Origin of the sequence: Microtetraspora sp. NBRC 16547, assembly GCF_030268965.1 — a bacterium.
Lineage (GTDB): Bacteria > Actinomycetota > Actinomycetes > Streptosporangiales > Streptosporangiaceae > Microtetraspora.
Map to the genome: position 1 here is coordinate 14,232 of NZ_BSSE01000045.1, position 20,854 is coordinate 35,085.

Below are 20,854 nucleotides of genomic sequence, written 5' to 3' on the forward strand. Positions count from 1 at the left end.
TCACGAACCCGAGCTTGACGGATGTGAAGGGTTCGTTTCTCCCCCTGACTCACCGGGATGCGCGGTTGATCCCCGTTGTGTCGCGCTGCTTGCTTGCTCACTGACGGGACCCCAGGCGAAGGAGAGCCTGAAGGTCGGTCAGGCGGGGAGCCGGCGACGGTAGCGGACCTTGGTGATGAGGAAACCGTCACTCCGGTCCTCGACTTTGCAGCCGTCCTTACTCCAACCCTGCTCGATAGAAGTCCTGGGCCCGGTCATTGCCTTCCAGTCCGGCCTCGGAGATGCGGGCTGCGTTGATGGCACCAGTCGAATACGTGACGTAACGAGACGCTGAACCAATGCGGAGCGTGAGCGCGATGTGACCGATTCGAAGGAGTATCGGTGGTGCTCACACAATTTTCTCCTGTCCACCCCCAGGCGCAAGTATTGACACCTTATGGGGCGTCATGGAAAAAAGCTTCCAGAACAGACAGGAGGGTCTTCGAGCTTGTCGGGGAGTGTCCGACTTCCGCGTAGCAAGCCGGTTTTTGATGCCCATCGCGGACATCGAGGTCAGAGACTTCACGGGCCTACCCAACGGCCAGGCCATGGAGACTCCCCGGCTGACTTCGAAGACCCAGGAAGGATTCGCTCCTAATGCGAACTATTCGGCGCGCCGTAGTCGCGGCCATCGTCGCGGTCGTCGCCATGCTGTCCCTGACAGTGCCCGCATCGGCCGTCACTGGTGGAGAGCCCGACGGCAACCGGCACCCCAATGTCGGCCTGATCCTCTTCTACCAGCCGGACGGAAGGTTCCGCTGCTCGGCCACCCTCATCTCGCCCACTGTGCTGCTCACCGCGGCGCACTGCACCCAGGGCACCCTCGGCAAGACTCTTGTGACCTTCACGTCGGTCATCGCCGAGAACCCGCCGTCCCCGTTCCCCGCCGCGGCGGACCCGAGCAAGGGATACACCGCTCAGGAACTCGCCAAGGCCGGATATCTCTCCGGTACGGCTCACACCCACCCCGACTACTCCGACTTCACCGACCGGAACAACTGGAACGACGTCGGCGTGGTCGTCCTTGACAGCCCGGTCTCAGGGATCACCCCGGCTAAGACCGCCTCCGGCCGGTACCTCGACCAGTACAAGCAGCCGTTGCTCAACAAGACGCTTTTCACCTTCGTCGGCTACGGCACCGAGGTGCGTAAGCCGGACAGCGGCCCGCAGAAGCCGCAGCCGATGAGTTACCCGTTGCTGCGTCGCTTCGCGACCTCGCCGGGTCAGAAGCTGACGGACCAGATTCTGCAGGCCAACGGCAACCCCAATGACACCCGCGGCACCGGCGGCACCTGCTTCGGCGACTCGGGCGGCCCGGTGTTCCTCAACAACTACGTCGTCGCCGTGACCAGCTACGGCCTTACGGAAAACTGCCGCTACATCGGCGGCTACCAGCGCATCGAGATTCCGGTCGTCGAGAAGTGGCTCGCCACCTTCGCCTGACCGCTCTCTCCCCTACGGCATGCCGCCCCCGCCTGTTCGCGTACAGGCGGGGGACGGGCCCGCCCATTGCGTGCTCTGCGAAGATTGGCGGTCGCGTGCCTGGTGGAACTCCTCTGGAAAGAGGGACGTTTTGCCTACGGTGACTGTCATACGCTGGCCAGGACGAAGGAGACGGATCGCTGGTGGCATCCAAGAACGAACGAGACATCGCGGAGACGATCGAGGCCGCCCGCCTCGCACGCCAAGAGGGGCGAGCGGTTTTCGTGGTCAGCACCAAGACGGAGCTCAGCCAGACCACCTACCCGGCGTGGGATCTCGCAGGGCTGATCGAGGCGGTAGAGCGCGAGGGTTGGATACTCGCCCACACGTCCGAGACCGCCGTCACTGTCGCTTATCTGCGTATGACCTGTATCTTCCGACGGCACGACTGGTAGGGCGCTGCAGCCTCACCGCCGCCGAACTCGTCCAGCGCCTTCAGGTCAGCCCGGCGTCCATCTCCAAGGCCATCGGACATCGCTCTCCGCCTCGCGATGCATCCATCTGGATCCGCGCTCGCGACGGGCAGCATTTGTCAGAGACTCCCTAGTGGAAATTGACCGCGCAGCCAGTCGCGATGCTGGCCCGGCACGCCTCATGCAGTGCGAGCCACACCACGGATTCGACCTCGAACGGTGCGTCCTCCGGCAGTGTGAACACTCGGGAGGCTTCGGCATCGGACAGGGACCCGTCCTCCTCGATCTGGATGCCGATCACCGGAGCGCACTCGCGCAACTCCGCCAGAAGACGGTGACTTGACCCGACCATCCCGCCCCCCGAGATCCCTGCGTCGTCAGGCAGGAAGAGCGGGTCGTAGAAGTCGACCGGAACGTAGTAGCCGTCGCAGTCGGAGTGGCAGAGCAGGTGTGAGTAGAGATCGAGGGTCTCGTCTTTGACCTTGTAGTCGTCCCGGGAGAGTTCTTCCTGACTGGAGATCGGCGTCACCGGCTCCTCCCTCCTCATGAGGGCGAAAACTCTGCGCAGATAGTGCAGGTACCCGTAGGAGAACGAAGCCGCATGGCTGCGCATGAACGGCGGCGTGCTCTCCGGCCCGCGCCAGGCCGGTTCCTCCGGGTGACGCCATGTCACCCCCTCCTGCATCAGGGCCGCACTCAGCCTGTTCATCTCCGCGCGGTAGTACGCGATGCCTTCTTCATCGCCCACCCACGACTCGATTCCCACAGATATGCAAAGACCCATGCGGTAGAACGTAGCTTGTCCGTGTGAAGCGGCCAGAGCGCGCCTACTCGAAGACGCCGGCGTCGAAAGGTTGCGCGCCTTCCGCCGCATCCCACCGCGCCGCCAGAGGCATCAGGTCGGTGATCCGTACGCTCTTGACGCCGCTCGCGGTCGGCAACAGGACCCGGATACGCGGATGGTAATCCAGCAGGATCTGCCGGCAGCGGCCACACGGACCCACCGGACCGCGCCCCTCGTCTCCCACGGCGACGATCGTCGTCAGCTCCCGTGCTCCCTGAGCGCGGGCATTCCCGAGCGTCACCAACTCGGCACACGGACCGCCGGTGAAATGGAAGAGGTTGATGCCACCGTGCATCCGGCCCGCCTGATCGCGGACGGCGGCGCCCATGCTGTGGACCAATCCTTCGCCGTGCAGATCCACAATCTGACGGGCGTACTCGATCAGCTCCATATCATCGGCGGTCAGATCGACACAGCGGAATACCGGCATCGGGCGCTGCCTCCCAAAACGAATGAGACTCGACGTTCGAGGAGTATTCCGCTGAGTGTCGGCGAAGGCGATTCGATTTCCCCGAGCCTTGGTGGAGCCGCGTGACCGCCCGTGCTCAGCGGTTGTCGGCGATGTGGTTGGCGGCGACGTAGCCGAACGTCATGGCGGGGCCGATGGTGGAGCCGGCGCCGGCGTAGCTGTGGCCCATGACGGCGGCGCTGGCATTGCCGGCCGCATAGAGACCGGGGATGACCGCACCGCCCGGAGAGAGCACCCGGGCCTTGCTATCGGTGACCATTCCGCCCTTCGTGCCGAGATCACCAGGGACGATCTTGAAGGCGTAGAACGGCGGCAGCCACAGCGGGGCGAGGCAGGAGTTGGGAATGATCGCCGGGTCGGTGTAGTAGTGATCGTAGGCACTGTCGCCACGCTTGAAGTCGTGGTCCTTGCCGGTCACGGCGAAGCCGTTGAAGCGGCTGATCGTGCTCTGCAGAGCATTGGCGGGGACGCCTATCTTGGCCGCCAGACCCGCGATCGTGCTCGACCTGACGAGGGCCCCGTTGCTGTACCACGAGTCCGGGAACGGCAGGGTCGGCGCGACATCCTTGAAAAGGTAGCGGTTCCGGTAGTTCTGGTCGACGATCATCCAGGCGGGGATGTCCGGCGCCGCGGCGTTCTTCTCGTACATGACATGGACCACGTCGCTGTACGGCGCGGCTTCGTTCACGAAGCGTACGCCCTGCTGGTTGACGATGATGCTGCCCGGAAGGGTGCGCTCGGCCAGGCAGAAGTACGGCTCTTCGGGCAGCGGGATCACCGGCCCCCACCAGGAGTCGTCCATCAGCGCGACCTCGGCGCCGGCGGCGAGACCGGCCGTGATGCCGTCGCCGGTGTTGGAGGACGCGCCGACGGTCCAATCGGTGCCGATGGGCTGCTGTTGATAGTGGTTGCGCATCCCGGCGTTGTGCTCGAAGCCACCCGAGGCGACCACGACCCCGTACTTGGCCTTGATCAGTGTCTGCGTGCCGTCGCGGGTCACCAGCACACCGGTGACGCGGCCCCCGTCGACGCGCAGATCGACGAGCGGGGTGTTGAGCCAGACCGGCACGCCGGCCTGCAGTAGTCCGGCCCGCAGTGCTCCGGCCAGGGATTGGCCCATGGTGAGCGGCTTCTTGCCCTGTGCGCAGGCCTTTGTCCAGCGACTGTAGGTTTCGAGTGCGATGGCCGCGCCCTTGGCGTTGACCAGGGCGATGTTGAGCCACTTGTAGTCGGCGCTGAAGACCACCTGGCCGTTCGGAACCGGGATGTACGCGGGGTTCAGGTTGGCCAGTTCCGAACCGAGGAGGTTTCCGTCGAACATGTCCGGCTCGATCGATCGGCCGGCCGCGATCCCGCCGGGCCGTTCGGGATAGTAGTCGGAGTAGCCCTCCATATAGCGGAAGCGCAGCGGGCTGTTCTGCGTGACGAAAGAGATCATGACGGGGCCGTTGTCGAGAAAGGCCGCCTGCCGTTCCGCGGGTACCTCGGTCCCGACGACCGCCGCGAGATAGGCGGCGGCCTTGGCCGGGGTGTCCGGTACGCGCGCGTCGAGAATGACGTGGTTGTTCGGGATCCAGATCCCCGCACCTGACCGGGCCGCTGAGCCGCCGAACTTGGCCGCTTTCTCGACCACGAGCGTGTTCAGCCCACGCTTCGCCGCCACCAGCGCGGCGGTCATCCCGGCTGCCCCGGCCCCGACCACCACGACGTCGTACTCCGGTGCGTCAGTGGTGTCCGCATGGGCGGCGACACTGCCGAGAACCTTTGAGCCGAACGCGATCCCGACCCCGGCCGCGGCGGCACCGCGCAGAACCTGCCGGCGGGTCGGATGAGAACTGTGAGCAGGCATTCGAAGACCCTTCGCTAAGACCACGGCCTTGACGGCACCTCGCGTTCAGGTACCTGCATGTGAAACATGATCTACGCCAGTAACAGTGAACCAATCATGCGCTTGGTTGGTATAGCTGTCAACGGCGGACGGCACTGCCTCTCGGCCTCTGCCACCATGTGCGAATGGAACCCGTTCCGCCGGATAGAGGCGATGTCGCGCCGGCAGGGAGGGGCCCCAGCATGCTCGGTCTTGTCCCGTGCCGACCTTGGATAGCGTCATGGCCATGCGGCTTCATGTGGGATGTGCGATGTGGACCCATGCGCCCTGGCAGGGGCGCTTTCTGCCGCATCCGCTCCCTCCTGCGGAACGCCTGCGGTCCTATGCGACCTGGTGCAACGCGGTGGAGGGCAACACGACGTTCTACGCGACACCGGCGAGGAGCACGGTGGAGTCGTGGGCACGGCAGACTGCCACCGACTTCCGCTTCGTGGTCAAGCTGCCCAAGTCGATCACGCATGAGCGCCGCCTCAACGGTGTCGACGAGGAGCTCCGATCGTTCCTGGACACGATCGAGCCGCTCGGGCCGCGGGTCCACGCCTTCTGGATCCAACTGCCGGGATCATTCGCGCCGACGGACCTCGGCACCCTGGCGGCCTTTCTTCATCGGCTCCCCCGCTCACACAGATACGCCGTCGAAGTCCGTCATCGCGCGTTCTTCGATGACGCGCGATCCGAGCGGCTTCTCGAAGGCGTCCTCGCCCGCGCTGATGCCGAGTGGATCCCGTTCGACACCACCGTCCTCTTCCAGAGCCCTCCGACCAGCGACGCCGAACGAGACGCGTGGACGAAGAAACCGCGGGTTCCGCGCCGGTCGTCCGCTCTCACCGACCGCCCGATCGTTCGCTACCTCGGCCGGGACGCCACAGCGCGCACGATCGAGGGCTGGCAGCACTGGATCGGTACGGTCACCGAATGGTTGCGCGAAGGCCGCTCGCCGACCGTGTTCATCCATACCCCCGACAACGCCGACGCGCTGGTGCTCGCCCGTCGTTTTCACGACGACGTGCGGGCGCGGCTGCCCGAGATCGAGCCGCTGCCCGAGCCCATGCCGACCGAGCCCATGCCGACCGAGCCGCTGACCCTTTTCTGACCGCGCATCGGAGCCTTCAGGGAACGGAAGGTTGTGACGAGGCGACGCGGGCGGGCCGACCCGGGTGGCCGGGCTGCTCACGCCGGGCCATTCGCGGGCCGCAAAGAGCCGTCAACAGGGTGCAGTCGGCGGCATTCGTGCGCCATTCCGCCAGTGACACCGTGCTGCAAGTGAAAGCCTAGAGATCGGCAAGTGGAGGTCGGTAGCTTCTCGGCATGACAAAACGATCTTTCGTCCTCGCCGTCCTGGCCGCTGCCGTACTCGCCGCTCCCACCGCGGCCTCGGCCGCATCGGGGTTCTCTGGGGCCGAGGTCTCCTCGTACTCGTCGGCTGCGGTAACCACCACCTTCTCCTTCCGGGGCATGAACCTGCAGATCCCCGCCGGCTGGAAGGTGCACCGCGACGGAGACGGAGTCGTGGTGGTGACCGGAAAGTGCGATAAGCCGGAGCCCTTCGCCCCGAATTGTCAGGGGTTCTGGGTGTTCGGTCCGAAGGCGTTCACCAACCTCCCGGTCGGAGGCGGTTCCCTTACTTACACGGGCAAGGCGCAGTTCTATCCCTTCAGCGGAGTCGTGTCCTGCCCGTTCAACGCCAAGACCGGCTGGTACCCCGGCGAGAAGCCCACCTCGACAGGTCTGCGCCAGGTCGGACGCGGCCACAAGGCGAAGTACACCGTCTGGCCCAACCAGTGCGTGACGAACAACGGCGGCAAGCGGACGGCGAGCTTCACCCAGCAGGAGTGGTTCCTCCCCGCGTCGAAGATCCTGGTGGTGGACGTATGGAACACCCCGAAGCTGTCGGATGTGCTCACGCACGCCACCTGGAGCTGACCCCGGCTTGCTGGCCAGAGGAAGGTGCTCGGCACACCAGACACAAGGTACGGCGTCGCAGCGCGACCGATCACGGATCTCGATCTTTAGCGCGTTGTTGTTGGGGGGCGTGATGGTCGTCTCGCGGCGGAAATCCCAGATTGCGCGTCGCCGTTGTGACGCGTGAACGAGCGCTATGTCAGGCTTTCGAAGGTGAACCTTGATCAGAAGCTTGTCGACGCAGCGATCGCCCAGATGGACCGCCGATGGCCTGGCCGCGAGTACGGCGGTGCGGCGGCCGTCTATCTGGACGACGGGGAGATCCTCACCAGCGTCGCTTTGGACAACCTGAACGCCGGGGTGACTCTCTGCCACGAGACCGGCGCCATCTGCCAGGCGTACACACTGAACCGGAGGATCACCGCGTCGGTGTGCGTCTGCCGGATCCCCGGACGCGACGGGGTGGTCGTTCTCGCTCCGTGTGGCATCTGCCAGGAGCGCCTGGCGCTGTGGGGGCCTGACGTCCAGGTCGGCGTACACGATCACACCGACCCCGCAGGATGGAGAGCCCGTACTCTCCGGGAGGTCAACCCCTTCTACTGGGGGTCGGACTTCACGGATGACGGCAACTGGCCTACGCCCGAACTCCACTATGAATGACCTCGGCCGGGATGCGACCGTGATCACTGCTCAAGGTGTTCGTCCTGTCCGGCATCGTCCACGAACTCACGCGACCCTTTCCCGATCGATCGACCGCCCGTCCGGTGCCTGACGGCTGCCGGTGAGGCGAACGGCACGTTCCGTCCCGCTTCAACCAAATCCGTCCTGAAGAGGAATGGTTCGCCGCCGATGACCTCGACGGATACGCCGACGAGATGGTCGTCATCGACGGCCATCCGCCGCACCTGTGGATCCTCCCGGTGGTTCGTCAGGCCGCTGCAGGGACGGGCTCAGCGGTACGGGAGACCTGGCCGATGAGCGGGATGAAGGACACGAGCAGGAAGACCGCCCCGACCGGGATGAGGTCCTTGTCCACGAGCGGCATGACGATGTTGAGCAGGTACACGAACGGGACCCAGATCTTGACGTGACGCTGGACGGTGAGCTGCACGATGAGCGCGAGCTGCCCGACGTAGAAGAGGATCGGCAATCCGTCGTAGACCGCGAAGGAGACGCCGGGGACGGCCTGGACCTGGGTGAAAATGGCGTCCATGCCGTCGCGGTCAGTGGCCATGAAGCTGACCACGATGTCGATGACGAACTGCGCGAAGAGTGCAAGTGTTCCGACGAACCCGATCACGGTGCTCACGGTCGACAGGGTGCCCCGTCCCGCCAGACGGCGCATGTGCCAGAAGACGGGGACGGACAGGGCCAGGGCCGCGATGAAGGCGAGATGGCCGGAAGTCCAGGCGAGGCCGGGACCGCGGACACCGTCCAGTCCGTCCAGAATCCGGATCACTCCGTATGCCAGGACGAGTAGCGGTGCTGCGACGAACGCGATACGGGGGTTCATCCGGGAGACTCCTCAGTGGTGGGGTGATGTCCCAATCCTGGATTTCTCCGGCTCGGAAGTAATCGCCGAGCAGAGTGATCCCGGCACTCCCCCTCGCGAGGGAGAGGCGTTCCCCCGTGTCGGCGATGTCGCGGCGAGACGAGTCAGATCGTGCGACGAACTGGAGTCGTCACCCGAGGCTCAGGTGCCACCGGATTTCGCCGTCATGCCACTGGTCGGTCGGCGTGAGCCCGGCGGCGGTGGCGACGGCGGCGGACGCGTGATGGTCCGGATGGATGTGGGCGATGATGCTCCGCACTGGCTTCCCGGCGAGCCAGGCGACGAGTCCCCGGGCCGCCTCGGTGGCGATGCCCCTGCGCTGCCAGGGCGTTCCCACCACCCACGCGATCTCGGCGACGAGGCCGTCGTCGGAGGGGCCGATGGTCGCCTGGACGTAGCCCGTCAGGCACTCCTGCTCGTCGAGCCGGATGACCCAGTTGCACCACGCCTCGGCGGGATCGGGCGAGCCGGCGACCATCCGTTCGTAGCGGGAACGCAGCGCCTCCGGCCCGGCCGGTGTCCCGCTGATGAAAGTGTGCAGGTCCGGATCGGACAGCACCGCCGCCATCTCCTCGGCGTGCTCGACGCGAAGCGGCAGGAGCAGCAACCGATCGGTACGGATCGTCTCGGCGGCGATGGTGGTCATGTCGTCGCGAACCTCTCGAACTCGGCCATCATCTCGATCAGGTTCAGCGGTCCGCAGGCTCCCCGGAACGTACGGCCGTCGCGCATCATGTGGACTCAGCCGTCGTCGCGCTGAGAGACGTACCAACGTTGCAGGACACCGAAAGAATCAGCGGACATGCGGTCACTCTAGATCTGCGCCCAGGGGGTCGATCAACCCGGTTTCCTGAGGTAAGGGTGCATGTGCCGTCAACGGCGATGCCCGGCACCTACGCGGGCACGGTCGACCACTCGTGGCGCAGCGCCCGCCCGGGTCGCCAAGATCCGACAAGACACGATGAAGAGTTAGCAGACACAACGCCGACGCACCTTCCGGCCGACCTTCTCCACGCACTATGAGCCGCATAAGTACGCCCTGACCTGGGCGTTGTTCCGATGAATCCGATGAAGAGGAGCGGTCATGTCCGCAAGCCGTCTCGGCATGGTGTGTTCGGGAGTCGCGAGCCTGGTGGCGGCCATGGTGGCCGCGCTGCCGGCGCAGGCGGGCACCTGCCCCGCCTCGACCACGTGTGCCACCACGGTGAACTTCACCGTCGACGCACCCGACGGGCTCACGATCACCGTGCCCAACGGCCCCGTCAGCATCGGAACCGGGGCGCCGGGGGGTCAGATCAGCGGCCAGCTCGGCTCCATCCAGGTGTCCGACCAGCGCGCCGCGCTGACGGCGACCTGGGTCGCGTCCGTGGTCGCGGCCACCGGCGGCTTCACGACCGGTGGCGGCACCGCCCCGGAGACCATCCCCAACACCGATGTCCTGTACTGGTCGGGTGCCGCGACCGGGACCACCGGCACCGGGACCTTCGTGCCCGGCCAGGCCAACGCGGCGGCCGCGCAGTCACTCGACACGTCGCGCACCGCCTTCAGCAAGACGACCGGGTCCGGCGAAAACAGCGCCACCTGGAACCCGACCATCGTGGTGAACGTCCCCTCGAGCGCGGTGGCGGGCGTCTACACCGGGACGGTGGATCACTCTGTTGCCTAACCCCCTCCTACGGCTGTGCCTGCCGGCCATGCTGCTCGCGCTCCCCTTGTACGGTGTGTTCAGCGGACCGGCGGGCGCGGCCGCCGACTCGCGGCGTCCGGACGAGAAGGGCACCATCGGGATCAAGCTGCTCGAAGCGCCGAAGAACCGCATGGACGACCCCCGTGCGCGCGTCTTCGTCGTCGATCACGTCAACCCCGGGACCACCTTCACCCGGCGGCTGCAGGTCAACAGCAGCTCGTCCAAGCGGCAGCATGTTGAGGTCTATGCCGCCGCGGCCGACGTCGCGCACGGATCGTTCACGTTCGCACCCGGCCGCACCTCGAACGAGCTGAGCTCGTGGATCAAGCTGGACCGCTCCGCGATCGACCTGCCTCCGCACGGCAGCTCCGAGGTGACGGCCACGATCGGTGTGCCCAAGTCGGCGCCCGAGGGCGAGCAGTACGCCGTCATCTGGGCGCAGGTCTCCACCGGTGCGCCGAGCGCGAAGCGGAACGTCGCGCTCGTCAACCGGGTCGGGGTCCGGGCCTACCTCGACGTCGGCCCCGGAGGCGATCCGCCGTCGGAGTTCCGGATCGGCGACGTGATCCCGAGGCGCACGGAGGACGGCCACCCGGCGATCACCGCCGCCGTGCGCAACACCGGCCGGCGTGCCCTCGACCTGGACGGGCAGCTCGCGCTGTCCGACGGCCCCGGCTCCGTCCGGGCCGGCCCGTTCCGGGTCGCCGGCGGCACGACCCTGGCCCCCGGCGACGAGGGGACGGTCTCCGTCGTTCTCGACGACCGGCTGCCGCCCGGGCCGTGGACATTCCGGCTCATCGTGCAGAGCGGCCGGGTCAAACACGCGGTGACCGGCACTCTCACCTTTCCGGAGGAGTCCGGCGGCCGTGGCACGCCGGCCGCGCTCGACTCCCCGTTCACCAAGATCTTCTGGTTGGTGGTCGGGGTGAGTCTCATCAGCGCGCTGGCCCTCCTCGTGGCCGGGCTCACGCGTGGCCGTCGCCGCTGACGGGCGATGCCGTACTGACCTGCTGCGCTCCGTACGCCCCTTAAGCCTTGGGGGCCTCGCGGGTTCCGGGCGGCCGCAGCGTCGCCGCAGGAAATGTCGCCGTCGGGGATGTCACCGTACGGGCGCCGGCTGCTCCGCCTTCGTGGCCTCGGTCAGGTCCACGCTGTCGCGGAGCTTGATCGGCTTGAGGAACAGGACGGCGATGATGCCGACCGTCGCGATGGCGGCGGAGATGAGGAAGATGTGCCCCGTGGCGTCGCCGTACGCCGCGCGCACGATGCCCTTGATCGGCTCGGGCAGGGCCGCGATGTTGAGCGTCTTGCTGCCGCCGCTCTGCGTAGGGGTGATGCCGATGCGCGCCAGCCCTTCGGCGATGTTGGCGGCGACCCGGTTGGCCAGGACCGCGCCCAGGACCGAGACGCCGATGGTGCCGCCGAGCGAGCGGAAGAAGGTGATGGCGCCGCTGGCCGCGCCCAGCTCCCGCAGCGGGACGGTGTTCTGGATGGCCAGGACGAGGTTCTGCATCGACATGCCGACGCCGGCGCCGACCAGCAGCATGTAGCCCGAGATGAGGATCAGCGGCGTCTTGTGGTCGATGGTGGACAGGCACAGGAAACCGGCGGTGAGCACGAGGGAGCCGACCACGATGTACGGCTTGATCTTCCCGCTTGCGGAGATGAGCCGGCCCGAGATCGTCGACGAGACCAGCACGCCGAACATCATCGGGATGGTCAGCAGTCCGGCCTCGGTGGGGCTGTAGCCACGGCCGATCTGGAAGTACTGCCCGAGGAACACCGAACCGCCGAACATCGCCATGCCCACGGCGAGGCTGGCCACGATGGCGAGGGCCGGGGTGCGCATACGCACGATGTGCAGCGGCACGACCGGCTCCTTCACCCGGGACTCGACCCACGTCGCGATGGCGAGGATGAGCAGGCCGCCGCCGACCATGGCGGCCGTCTGCCAGGACAGCCAGTCGAAGGAGTTGCCGACGAAGGTGACCCAGATGAGCAGGACGCTGACGCCCGCCGCGATCAGTGTGGCGCCGACGTAGTCGACCTTGACGTCCGGCCGCCGGACTGTGGTGATCTTCAGGGTCTTGTGCAGCAGGATGAACGCGACCATGGTGATCGGCACGGCGATGAAGAAGCACCACCGCCAGCCCAGCCACGAGGTGTCGGCGATCAGGCCGCCCAGCAACGGTCCGCCGACCGTCGCCACCGCCATGACGCCACCCAGGTAGCCGTTGTACTTGCCGCGCTCCTTCGGAGGGATCATCGCGGCGATGATGACCTGGACGAGGACCTGCAGGGCGCCCATGCCGAGGCCCTGGAAGGCGCGGAAGGCGATCAGTTGGCCGGTGTTCTGGGCGAACCCGCTGGCCAGCGACCCGATCACGAAGATGATGATGGCCAGTTGGAGCAGGGTCTTCTTGCTGAACAGGTCCGCCAGCTTGCCCCAGATGGGGGTGGACGCGGTCGCCGCGAGCAGGGACGCGGTGACGACCCAGGTGTACTGCGACTGTGTGCCGTTGAGAGCGCCGATGATCTGGGGGAGTGCCACCGACACGATCGTGCTGCTGATCATGGCGACGAAGAGCACCAGGAGCAGGCCGCTCAGTGCTTCCATGATCTGCCGATGCGTCATCGGCGCGGGGCCTGGCGGCGAAGCGGACTGCGCGCTCAAGAGCTGCCTCCATAGCAGTTGGTTCACGGGGAGAGCCGTCGCATAATATATGCCCACTGAGAAACTTTGCTCAGTGGGCAGTTATTCCCAGGACGCTAGGATTGCCGGACCATGGACACCACGGTGGGGCTGCGCGAGCGCAAGAAGGCCGAGACGCGGCAGGCCGTCCACGAGGCCGCCATGCGGCTGACCGTGGAGCTCGGCCTGGACAACGTCACGGTCGAGGCGATCTCCGACGCCGCGAACATCTCGCGCCGCACCTTCTCCAACTACTTCGCCGGCAAGGAGGACGCCCTCCTGTACGGCGAGGAACAGCGCATCTGGTCCCTGCTGAAGGAGTTCCGCGAACGTCCGGCTGAGGAGACGACGTGGCAGGCGCTGGTCAACGCGGCCCGCAGTCTCCATGAGGAGATAGGCGAGCCGAACCGCGAGTGGGCACTCCAGACGCGGCTCGCCAAGCAGCATCCGTCCGTGCTGGCCCGGCAGATGGCCAACCATGTCCGCGTCGAGCGTGAGTTCGCCCAAGCCATCGCCGTACGCGACGGCGAGGAGCCGGGGGCGCCGCGGTCGCGGGTCCTGGCGGCGGCGTTCCTGATGGGACTCCGCATCGCGGCCAACATGTGGATCGAGGGGCAGCAGTCCGGCGACGCACCGCTCCGGACGCTCCTGGACATCGCCGAGGAGGTCCTCGCCGAGGTGGCGCGGCCGTTCCTCTAGCTGGTGCCCCCCTTCCGGGCAAACCTTGCCGGTCGCGGCACCAAGGTTTGACGGGCGAACGCTGCCCGTCGCGAGCGCGGATCCAGACGGATGCATCGCGGGGCGGCGTGGGAACTCGGCGTGTGCGACCGGATCGAACTGACGAAATACGCCATCCGCGCGGGTTGGTCGAGTCCTGAGGACGCCGGCTCGGCACACGGGAACGCGGGAACGGCAAAGGACGACAACGCGAGGGGTTGGTCGAGTCCTGAGGACGCCGGCTCGGCACACGGGAACGCGGGAACGGCAAAGGACGACAACGCGAGGGGAGACCTGATATTCTCAACCCTCTGCATATTTGGGCCGACAAAGAACCCAACGCTAAGGATTTTAGCAAAGCCATGATGAGCCGTCAACTCGCGCAAGCTCTCAGGGAAGAACAGTCCTACGTCTCCATGCTGTACGACCGGCTCGACACCGCGCGGGAACTCGCCGAGGTGGCCCTGAGCACGGTGTTCGCCCGCGGCGGCGGTGGCACCCGCCAGGCCGTCATCGAGCGCGAGGTGTCCGCGGACGAGCACGCCCGCAGGGTCGCCCAGCTCTCCGCGGTCGAGCGCGGCCTGTGCTTCGGGCGCATCGACGACTCCGGCGGCGAGACCTACTACATCGGCCGGATCGGGCTGCGCGACGACGAGCACGACTCGGTCCTCATCGACTGGAGGGCCCCGGCCGCCCGCCCCTTCTACGTCGCGAGCCCCAGCGACCCGGCGTCGCTCGTCCGCCGCAGGCACATCCACACGCGCGGCCGTACGGTCACCGGGCTGGACGACGAGGTCTTCGACCTCGACCGGATGGCCGAGAGCGACCGGAGGAACCTGGTCGGCGAGGCCGCCCTGCTGGCGGCGCTGCGGCGTGGCCGCACCGGCCGGATGGACGACATCGTGGCCACCATCCAGACCGAGCAGGACCGCGTGATCCGATCCGGGTTGGCCGGCGCGCTCGTGGTCCAGGGAGGGCCCGGCACCGGCAAGACCGTCGCCGCGCTCCACCGGGCGGCCTACCTCCTCTACGCGCACCGCGCCACGCTGGAGCGCAGGGGCGTGCTCGTGGTCGGCCCGAACGCGATGTTCAGCCGCTACATCAGCCAGGTGCTTCCTTCGCTCGGCGAGACCGAGGTGGTCCTGTCCAGCGTCGGCGAGCTCCATCGCGGCGTGCACGCGACCGCGGACGACGACCCCGCCGCGGCCGTGGTCAAAGGCGACCTGCGGATGGCCGAGGTGATCGAGGCCGCCGTGCGGGACCGCCAGCGCGCGCCGGAAGGCGACCTGGAGGTGCTGATCGACGTGCGGACCTCCGTCCGCGGCGGCGTCGAGGTCGTCGTCGAGCGGATGGCGCTGCGCCTGGACCACGACGCCTGTCTGCGCGCCCGCGACCGCGCGCGGGGACTCGGCCGGCCGCACAACATGGCGCGGAGGGTGTTCGTCAACAAGGTGCTCATGGGCCTCGCCGTGGACGAGGCCAGGCAGCTTGACCGGCCGTATGACGAGGAGGACCTGCGCTACGCGCGCCAGGCCCTCTGGCAGCAGGCGTCGGTGCGCGCGGCGCTGGACGAGCTGTGGCCCTACCTCACGCCTGAGCGGCTGGTCGGCGAGCTGTTCGCGGACCCGGAGCGACTGCGCGCGGCGGGCGGCCTGCTCGGCGAGGAGGAGCGCTCAACGCTGCTCCGCCCGGAGGGCAGCCCGTGGACGGTTGGCGACGTGCCCCTGCTCGACGAGGCCGCCGAGCTCCTCGGCGAGGACGACGCCGAGGCCAAGGCGCGCGAACGGGCCGCGGCTGAGGAACGCGAAGACGAGGAGAGCTACGCCAGGGGCGTGCTGGAGATCTCCGACCTCACCGGGCTGATGGACGCCGTGTCGCTCGCCCAACGGCACCACGACACCGGCCCGGCCGTCACCACGGCGCAGCGGGCGGCGGCCGACCGCTCCTGGGCGTACGGTCATGTGATCGTGGACGAGGCGCAGGAACTGTCCGCGATGGCCTGGCGCACGATCATGCGCCGGATCCCGGCCCGGTCTCTCACCGTGGTCGGCGACATCGCGCAGACCGGTTCCGCGGCCGGCGCCCACTCCTGGGCCGAGATGCTCGACCCGTACGTCAAGGACCGCTGGCGCGAGGAACTGCTGTTGGTGAACTACCGCACCCCGGCGGAGATCATGGATGTCGCCGCCGACGTGCTCAAGGTGGTCGCGCCGGACCAGGAGCCCCCCGAGTCCGTGCGGGACGGCGAGGCGCGGCCGCGTGCCGTACCGCACCGGGGGACGGACCTGCGCGCGCTGGTGGAGGAGGAGCTGGAGGCGATCGGGGACGGGCGGCTCGCGGTGCTCACCCCCGACACCCGGCACGCGGAGATCGCCGCGCTCTTCCCGCTGGAGGACGACCCGCTGGAGTCGCCGGTCGCCGTCCTCACCGTGAACCGGTGCAAGGGGCTGGAGTTCGACGCGGTGGTGGTCGTCGAGCCCATGGAGATCCTCGCCCAGTCGCCCAAGGGCGGCCAGGACCTGTACGTCGCGATCACCAGGGCCACCCGCCGGCTGACCGTGCTGCACGACGGCGACCTGCCCCGGATGCTCGACCGGCTGGCACGCGGTGACAAGTGAGGCCGGCGCCGGAGCGCCGGCCGTACGCACTACTGGATCTTGCCCGCGATCTCGTCGGCCTTCTCACCGGCCCTGGAACCGGCCTGCTTGGCCTTCTCGCCCGCGCGCTCGGCCTTCTCGCCGGCCCACCTGGCGGTCTCCGACGTGGTCTCCTTCATGGCCTCTGTCAACCGCTCGGACCTGTTGCGGTACATCACCGCGCCGATCGCGCCGAGAGCGAGGCCGGCGAACAGCATCAGCAACGGCCAGCGCCGCCGGGTCCTGACCACCGGGCTTGGCTCGACTCGCCGCGCCGCGCCGGAGAGAAACGAGCTCACGCGCGGGGCGAGCTGCTCCTCAACGGTGTGCGCGACCTGGTCCAGCTTCGGCGCCGCCCACACGCGGGCGTCCGTGATGCGCATGGCGGTGACGTCGCGCGCGTTCCCCACCATCGGGCTCACCTTGCCGACCATCGGGCTCACTTTGCCGACTATCGGGCTCACCTGGGCCTTCATACGGCCCATCCGCGTCCGCGGAATCGGTACATCGACGCGGTGTCTTCTGAGAGTCAGGGACACGACAAACCTCCCCGGTGTTGGGGCCCCGTGACGACCCTCTTCCCGTGCCAAAGCCGCTCAACCATGACCGGGCTCCCCGGGCGAGGTGGATACGCTGTTCACCGAAGTTCAACGGACAACCGAAACCTGCACGAAAAGGGGGCGGCCCTCGTGGCTGAGAACCTGATCGCCAACCTTCGCACCAACCACGGCACCATCCGGGTCAAGCTCTTCCCGTACCTCGCGCCGAAGACCGTGCGCAACTTCGTCGAACTGGCGGAAGGCACCCGCGAGTGGACACACCCCGCGACCGGGGAGAAGACCACCGCCAAGCTGTACGACGGCACGATCTTCCACCGGGTCATCAGCGGCTTCATGATCCAGGGTGGCGACCCGCTCGGCCAGGGCATCGGCGGCCCCGGCTACGACTTCGACGACGAGATCCACCCGGAGAACAACTTCAACCGGCCCTACCTGCTCGCCATGGCCAACGCCGGCAAGCGCTTCGGCAAGGGCACCAACGGCTCCCAGTTCTTCATCACGGTCGCCCCGACGCCGCACCTCAACCAGGGCCACACCATCTTCGGTGAGGTCATCGAGGGCACCGAGGTCGTCGACACCATCGCCAAGACCCCGACCGGCCGGCAGGACCGCCCGGTCAACGACGTGGTGATCGAAGAAGTCACCATCGAGCGTTCGTGAAAAACGGCTTATAGGCTAGGAGGCCGTGGACACGCCCTTCGGAAGGACTCCATGACCTCCCAGCCACCGCCGACGTACCCGGGGGCGGAAGCCGCGCCGACCTGCTACCGCCACCCCGAGCGCGAGACCTACGTTCGCTGCCAGCGCTGCGAACGCTCCATCTGCCCTGACTGCATGCGCGACGCCTCCGTCGGCCACCAGTGCGTCGAATGCGTCCAGGAGGGCAACCGGAGCGTGCGCCACGCCCATGCGATGTTCGGCGGGGCCACGGTCACCACACCGTGGGTGACCTGGACCCTGCTGACCATCAACGTGCTGGCCTACCTCGCCGAGCTGACCAGAGCCGACCAGATCATCGGCAAGTTCGGCACCTACTCCGTCGGCATCTACTACGGCGAGTGGTGGCGGCTGATCACCGGCGCGTTCCTGCACGCGCCGCCGCCGTCCTTCTGGCACATCCTCTTCAACATGTGGGCGCTCTACGCCATCGGCCCCGAGCTGGAACGGCGCCTCGGATCGCTCAGGTTCGCCGCGCTCTATCTGCTGTCCGCGCTCGGCGGCTCCGTCGCGGTCTACCTGTTCGGCCTGATGGCATACGGTGCCTCCGGCGCGATTTACGGCATGTTCGGAGCGCTCTTCATCGTCGCTAGGAAGCTCGGCTTCGACGCCCGCGGCGTGCTCTGGCTGATCGGGATCAACATCGTCCTGACCTTCGTCGTCCCCGGGATCAGCTGGCAGGGCCATCTCGGCGGCCTGGTGACCGGAACGGTCGTCGCCGCCGCCTTCGTCTACGCCCCGCGCCAATCCCGGAACGCCGTCCAGCTCTCCGCCGTCGTCGCCGTGCTCGCGGTCATGGCCGTCATCCTGCTGACCCTCCCGCCGTACGGCGCGATGGCCCTGCAGCCGTAAGGTGTGATCCGATGATCCGGATGTCCACAGGTGTGGATAACCCTGTGGACAACAATCTTCGTCAGCGCCAGCGGGTCGAAAGGATCACACCAAAGATGATCATGCCGAAGCCGATCAACAGGTTCCAGTTGCCGAGCGCGCCCAGACCCGGAGCGTTCGGAGCGATGTAGTACACCGCGATCCACGCGATCCCCAGGATCCACGATGTGACCATGAGCGGGGCGAGCCACCGGGGGCTGACCTTCACCGTCTGCGCCTTCTGCGGCGGCGTGTAGACGGCCTTCTTGCGGATCTTGGACTTCGGCACGGCAGTTCCCTCGTTAGTGGGCGCAGTTCCGAGTAAGGATAGTCTGCATGGACGACCGACCGCGATTCCCGGCACGTGTCCTCGTCGTGGACAACCACGACAGCTTCGTCCACACCATCGTGCAATACCTGCGCGAACTCGGAGCCGACTGCGACGTCCGGCCCCGCGACGACGTCACCGTGAACGACGCCGACAGGTACGACGGGGTGCTCGTCTCCCCCGGCCCCGGCACCCCCGAGGACGCCGGAGTGAGCATCCCCATGGTCCGCCACTGCGCCGAACACGGAGTCCCCCTGCTCGGCGTCTGCCTCGGCCACCAGGCCATCGCCGTCGCGTACGGCGGCACCGTCGGGCGGGCCCCCGAACTCATGCACGGCCGTACCAGCCTGATCGTCCACGACGGCAAGGGAGTCTTCGCCGGCATCCCCTCGCCCGTCACCATGACGCGCTACCACTCGCTCGCCGTCACCGACGTGCCCGCCGTACTGGAGGTCAGCGCGACCACCCCCGGAGGCGTCGTCATGGGCCTGCGCCACCGCGACGCCCCCATCGAAGGCGTCCAGTTCCACCCCGAGTCGATCCTGTCCGAACACGGCCACCGGCTCCTCGGGAATTGGCTCGCCCAGATCGTGTAACGCTTCCGGCCCCCGCGACGACTAACAGATGAGGGCTTCCGCCATTGCCCCCGAGTGGCGGAAGCCCTTCCCATGTCTACCGAAATGCGGGCCAGTGCTCCGGCCTTCAGCTTCAGGCCAGGGGTGAAGGCCCGCGCGGAGAGTGCCCGCTAGGGCGCGAGCGCGCCTTCACCCACAGGCCACAGTGGGCGTTGCTGCTGCTCGATGTACTGACGTTTTCTCACCGAGATCGACTCGGACATCAGGGCTTTATCCGACAGGAACAGGCACGCTCGTGCAGATACACGGATGAATGTCAGGAACCCCAAAAAGAACGTGGAGCCTCCGGTAGAAGGGGTCTCACCACAAGATCCTCACACCGAGAAAGCTCCACGTGATCGCCTATCCTGCCATGCTCGACGTCTCCCGTGAACTGATCCGCTACGTCGGCCGCCTGCTACACACCGAACGCCGCCACCGCGGAACGCCCAAGAGGTCTCGGCGCCTGACCTGCTTCCACCAGGCACTGTTCGCCCTGGCCTGGTTCCGCTCCAAGCCCAACATCCGCCTGCACGGCATCGCGTTCGGACTGTCCCAGGCCACCGCCTACCGCTACCTGCACGAGGTCATCGACGTCCTGGCCGACCAAGCCCCCGACCTGCACGAAGCACTGGAACACGCCGCCGCCGACCGCGTCCCCCACCTCATCCTCGACGGCAAAATCTTCGACACCGACCGCTGCCGCATGAAGACCACCAGCGTGAAAGGCGAAACCATCGACGCCTGGTTCTCCGGCAAGACCGGCGATTTCGGCGGCAACATCCAAGCCTTGTGTGAACCCGACGGCTTTCCCGTCTGGACCAGCGACGTAGAGCCTGGCGGTGTCGTCGATATCGAAGCTGCTCGCCGTCACGTGCTTCCTGCCGTCTACCCGTACGCCAAGGCCATGCCCGTACTGGCCGATCCCGGCTATCAAGGTGCGGGTCACGGCATCGTCGTGCCGTTCAAGCAACCCGCCGATGGCAACGTGCTCAGCGTCGGCAACCGCGCCCGCAGCGCCCTACAACGGGCGCTACGCAGCCTCGGCGAACGCGGCTTCGCCCTCCTCACCGAACGCTGGACGGCCCTGCAGCACACCACGCTCAGCCCCAGCCGGATCGGCGACCTTGTACGCGCCGCACTCGTTCTCGTCCACTTCGAACATCGCCGGATCAGCTGAAATTCACTGAGAAAACGTCATTGACAGCCCCCACTGACGTTTTCTCAGCGTGATCGACTCGGACAGTAGGACTTTCCTGGGCAGAAACGATCACACGCGGGCAGACACGCGGACGAACAGAGGATGCCGGAAACAGGCGTGGAGCCTTCGGTAGAAGAGGTCTCACCACAAGATCGTCCGTCTACCAGAAGGCTCCACGTGATCACCTATCCTGCCATGCTCGACGTCTCACGAGACCTCATCCGCTTCGTCGCACGACTACTG

General features: G+C 67.1%; 22 protein-coding genes. 13 read left to right on the top strand and 9 right to left on the bottom strand.

Going from position 1 to position 20,854, the window contains the following annotated elements:
- The first annotated feature begins 636 nt into the window (after positions 1–636).
- Positions 637–1,482 carry a trypsin-like serine protease gene (locus tag QSK17_RS34120; protein WP_285710452.1) on the top strand — a complete coding sequence of 282 codons (846 nt, stop codon included), beginning with the start codon at positions 637–639 and terminating at the stop codon, positions 1,480–1,482.
- A 182-nt stretch (positions 1,483–1,664) separates the two neighbouring features.
- The gene (locus QSK17_RS34125; RefSeq protein ID WP_285710455.1) at positions 1,665–1,916 is read left to right on the top strand and encodes a hypothetical protein; all 252 of its coding nucleotides are present in this window, start codon (positions 1,665–1,667) and stop codon (positions 1,914–1,916) included.
- 148 nt (positions 1,917–2,064) lie between these two features.
- Here the strand turns inward: QSK17_RS34125 and QSK17_RS34130 are convergent, their stop codons facing one another.
- The 3 genes from QSK17_RS34130 to kstD form a co-directional block, all read right to left on the bottom strand.
- Entirely contained in the window at positions 2,065–2,808 is a 744-nt protein-coding gene (locus QSK17_RS34130) for a putative DNA-mimic protein (RefSeq protein WP_502889342.1), read from the bottom strand.
- Positions 2,762–3,208 carry a cytidine/deoxycytidylate deaminase family protein gene (locus tag QSK17_RS34135; RefSeq protein ID WP_285710459.1) on the bottom strand — a complete coding sequence of 149 codons (447 nt, stop codon included), beginning with the start codon at positions 3,206–3,208 and terminating at the stop codon, positions 2,762–2,764. Before QSK17_RS34135 ends, QSK17_RS34130 begins: the two co-directional genes overlap by 47 nt.
- Positions 3,209–3,323: 115 nt before the next feature.
- Positions 3,324–5,096 carry a 3-oxosteroid 1-dehydrogenase gene (gene kstD, locus QSK17_RS34140; protein WP_285710461.1) on the bottom strand — a complete coding sequence of 591 codons (1,773 nt, stop codon included), beginning with the start codon at positions 5,094–5,096 and terminating at the stop codon, positions 3,324–3,326.
- Positions 5,097–5,361: 265 nt separating this feature from the next.
- Between kstD and QSK17_RS34145 the strand changes: the two genes are divergently transcribed.
- The 3 genes from QSK17_RS34145 to QSK17_RS34155 all read left to right on the top strand — a co-directional run bounded on the left by QSK17_RS34145 (position 5,362) and on the right by QSK17_RS34155 (position 7,697).
- Positions 5,362–6,228 (top strand): DUF72 domain-containing protein, encoded by an 867-nt coding sequence (locus QSK17_RS34145; RefSeq protein ID WP_285710463.1) that lies wholly within the window; start codon positions 5,362–5,364, stop codon positions 6,226–6,228.
- A 215-nt stretch (positions 6,229–6,443) separates the two neighbouring features.
- Positions 6,444–7,058 (top strand): hypothetical protein, encoded by a 615-nt coding sequence (locus QSK17_RS34150; RefSeq protein WP_285710465.1) that lies wholly within the window; start codon positions 6,444–6,446, stop codon positions 7,056–7,058.
- 192 nt (positions 7,059–7,250) lie between these two features.
- Positions 7,251–7,697, top strand: a complete 447-nt coding sequence (locus QSK17_RS34155) for a cytidine deaminase (RefSeq protein ID WP_285710468.1) — start codon at positions 7,251–7,253, stop codon at positions 7,695–7,697.
- A gap of 23 nt (positions 7,698–7,720) precedes the next feature.
- Here QSK17_RS34155 and QSK17_RS34160 read toward each other — a convergent pair whose 3' ends face one another.
- The 3 genes from QSK17_RS34160 to QSK17_RS34170 form a co-directional block, all read right to left on the bottom strand.
- Complete coding sequence (locus QSK17_RS34160; protein WP_285710470.1) at positions 7,721–7,933, bottom strand: hypothetical protein; 213 nt, start codon at positions 7,931–7,933, stop codon at positions 7,721–7,723.
- Between the two features lie 32 nt (positions 7,934–7,965).
- Positions 7,966–8,550, bottom strand: a complete 585-nt coding sequence (locus QSK17_RS34165; protein ID WP_285710472.1) for a hypothetical protein — start codon at positions 8,548–8,550, stop codon at positions 7,966–7,968.
- Between the two features lie 169 nt (positions 8,551–8,719).
- Positions 8,720–9,235 carry a GNAT family N-acetyltransferase gene (locus tag QSK17_RS34170; protein WP_285710473.1) on the bottom strand — a complete coding sequence of 172 codons (516 nt, stop codon included), beginning with the start codon at positions 9,233–9,235 and terminating at the stop codon, positions 8,720–8,722.
- Between the two features lie 438 nt (positions 9,236–9,673).
- Here QSK17_RS34170 and QSK17_RS34175 point away from each other — a divergent pair, with 438 nt between their 5' ends.
- Positions 9,674–10,255 carry a hypothetical protein gene (locus tag QSK17_RS34175; RefSeq protein ID WP_285710475.1) on the top strand — a complete coding sequence of 194 codons (582 nt, stop codon included), beginning with the start codon at positions 9,674–9,676 and terminating at the stop codon, positions 10,253–10,255.
- Positions 10,248–11,264 carry a hypothetical protein gene (locus QSK17_RS34180; RefSeq protein WP_285710476.1) on the top strand — a complete coding sequence of 339 codons (1,017 nt, stop codon included), beginning with the start codon at positions 10,248–10,250 and terminating at the stop codon, positions 11,262–11,264. The genes QSK17_RS34175 and QSK17_RS34180 overlap by 8 nt, the downstream gene beginning before the upstream one ends.
- A 111-nt stretch (positions 11,265–11,375) precedes the next feature.
- On the opposite strand, the gene QSK17_RS34185 is transcribed toward QSK17_RS34180, so the two are convergent.
- Positions 11,376–12,893, bottom strand: a complete 1,518-nt coding sequence (locus tag QSK17_RS34185) for an MDR family MFS transporter (RefSeq protein ID WP_285710479.1) — start codon at positions 12,891–12,893, stop codon at positions 11,376–11,378.
- A 168-nt stretch (positions 12,894–13,061) separates the two neighbouring features.
- Here QSK17_RS34185 and QSK17_RS34190 point away from each other — a divergent pair, with 168 nt between their 5' ends.
- On the top strand, positions 13,062–13,667 hold the full coding sequence (locus tag QSK17_RS34190) for a TetR/AcrR family transcriptional regulator (RefSeq protein WP_285710481.1): 606 nt from the start codon (positions 13,062–13,064) through the stop codon (positions 13,665–13,667).
- Positions 13,668–14,047: 380 nt separating this feature from the next.
- Positions 14,048–16,303: a HelD family protein gene (locus QSK17_RS34195; protein WP_285710484.1), complete on the top strand. Its 2,256-nt coding sequence runs from the start codon at positions 14,048–14,050 to the stop codon at positions 16,301–16,303.
- A 29-nt stretch (positions 16,304–16,332) separates the two neighbouring features.
- Here QSK17_RS34195 and QSK17_RS34200 read toward each other — a convergent pair whose 3' ends face one another.
- Positions 16,333–16,764, bottom strand: a complete 432-nt coding sequence (locus QSK17_RS34200; protein ID WP_285710486.1) for a hypothetical protein — start codon at positions 16,762–16,764, stop codon at positions 16,333–16,335.
- A gap of 246 nt (positions 16,765–17,010) precedes the next feature.
- On the opposite strand from QSK17_RS34200, the gene QSK17_RS34205 reads away from it, so the two are divergent.
- Positions 17,011–17,541 (top strand): peptidylprolyl isomerase, encoded by a 531-nt coding sequence (locus QSK17_RS34205; protein WP_502889343.1) that lies wholly within the window; start codon positions 17,011–17,013, stop codon positions 17,539–17,541.
- Between the two features lie 51 nt (positions 17,542–17,592).
- The gene (locus tag QSK17_RS34210; protein WP_285710489.1) at positions 17,593–18,450 is read left to right on the top strand and encodes a rhomboid family intramembrane serine protease; all 858 of its coding nucleotides are present in this window, start codon (positions 17,593–17,595) and stop codon (positions 18,448–18,450) included.
- Positions 18,451–18,511: 61 nt separating this feature from the next.
- Here QSK17_RS34210 and QSK17_RS34215 read toward each other — a convergent pair whose 3' ends face one another.
- Positions 18,512–18,757 (bottom strand): cell division protein CrgA, encoded by a 246-nt coding sequence (locus QSK17_RS34215; protein WP_285710491.1) that lies wholly within the window; start codon positions 18,755–18,757, stop codon positions 18,512–18,514.
- A gap of 47 nt (positions 18,758–18,804) precedes the next feature.
- Here QSK17_RS34215 and QSK17_RS34220 point away from each other — a divergent pair, with 47 nt between their 5' ends.
- A complete protein-coding gene (locus tag QSK17_RS34220) occupies positions 18,805–19,392 on the top strand; it encodes an anthranilate synthase component II (protein WP_285710493.1) in 588 nt (195 codons plus the stop codon).
- Positions 19,393–19,783: 391 nt separating this feature from the next.
- A complete protein-coding gene (locus tag QSK17_RS34225; RefSeq protein WP_285710494.1) occupies positions 19,784–20,590 on the top strand; it encodes a transposase family protein in 807 nt (268 codons plus the stop codon).
- The last annotated feature ends 264 nt before the right edge of the window (positions 20,591–20,854 follow it).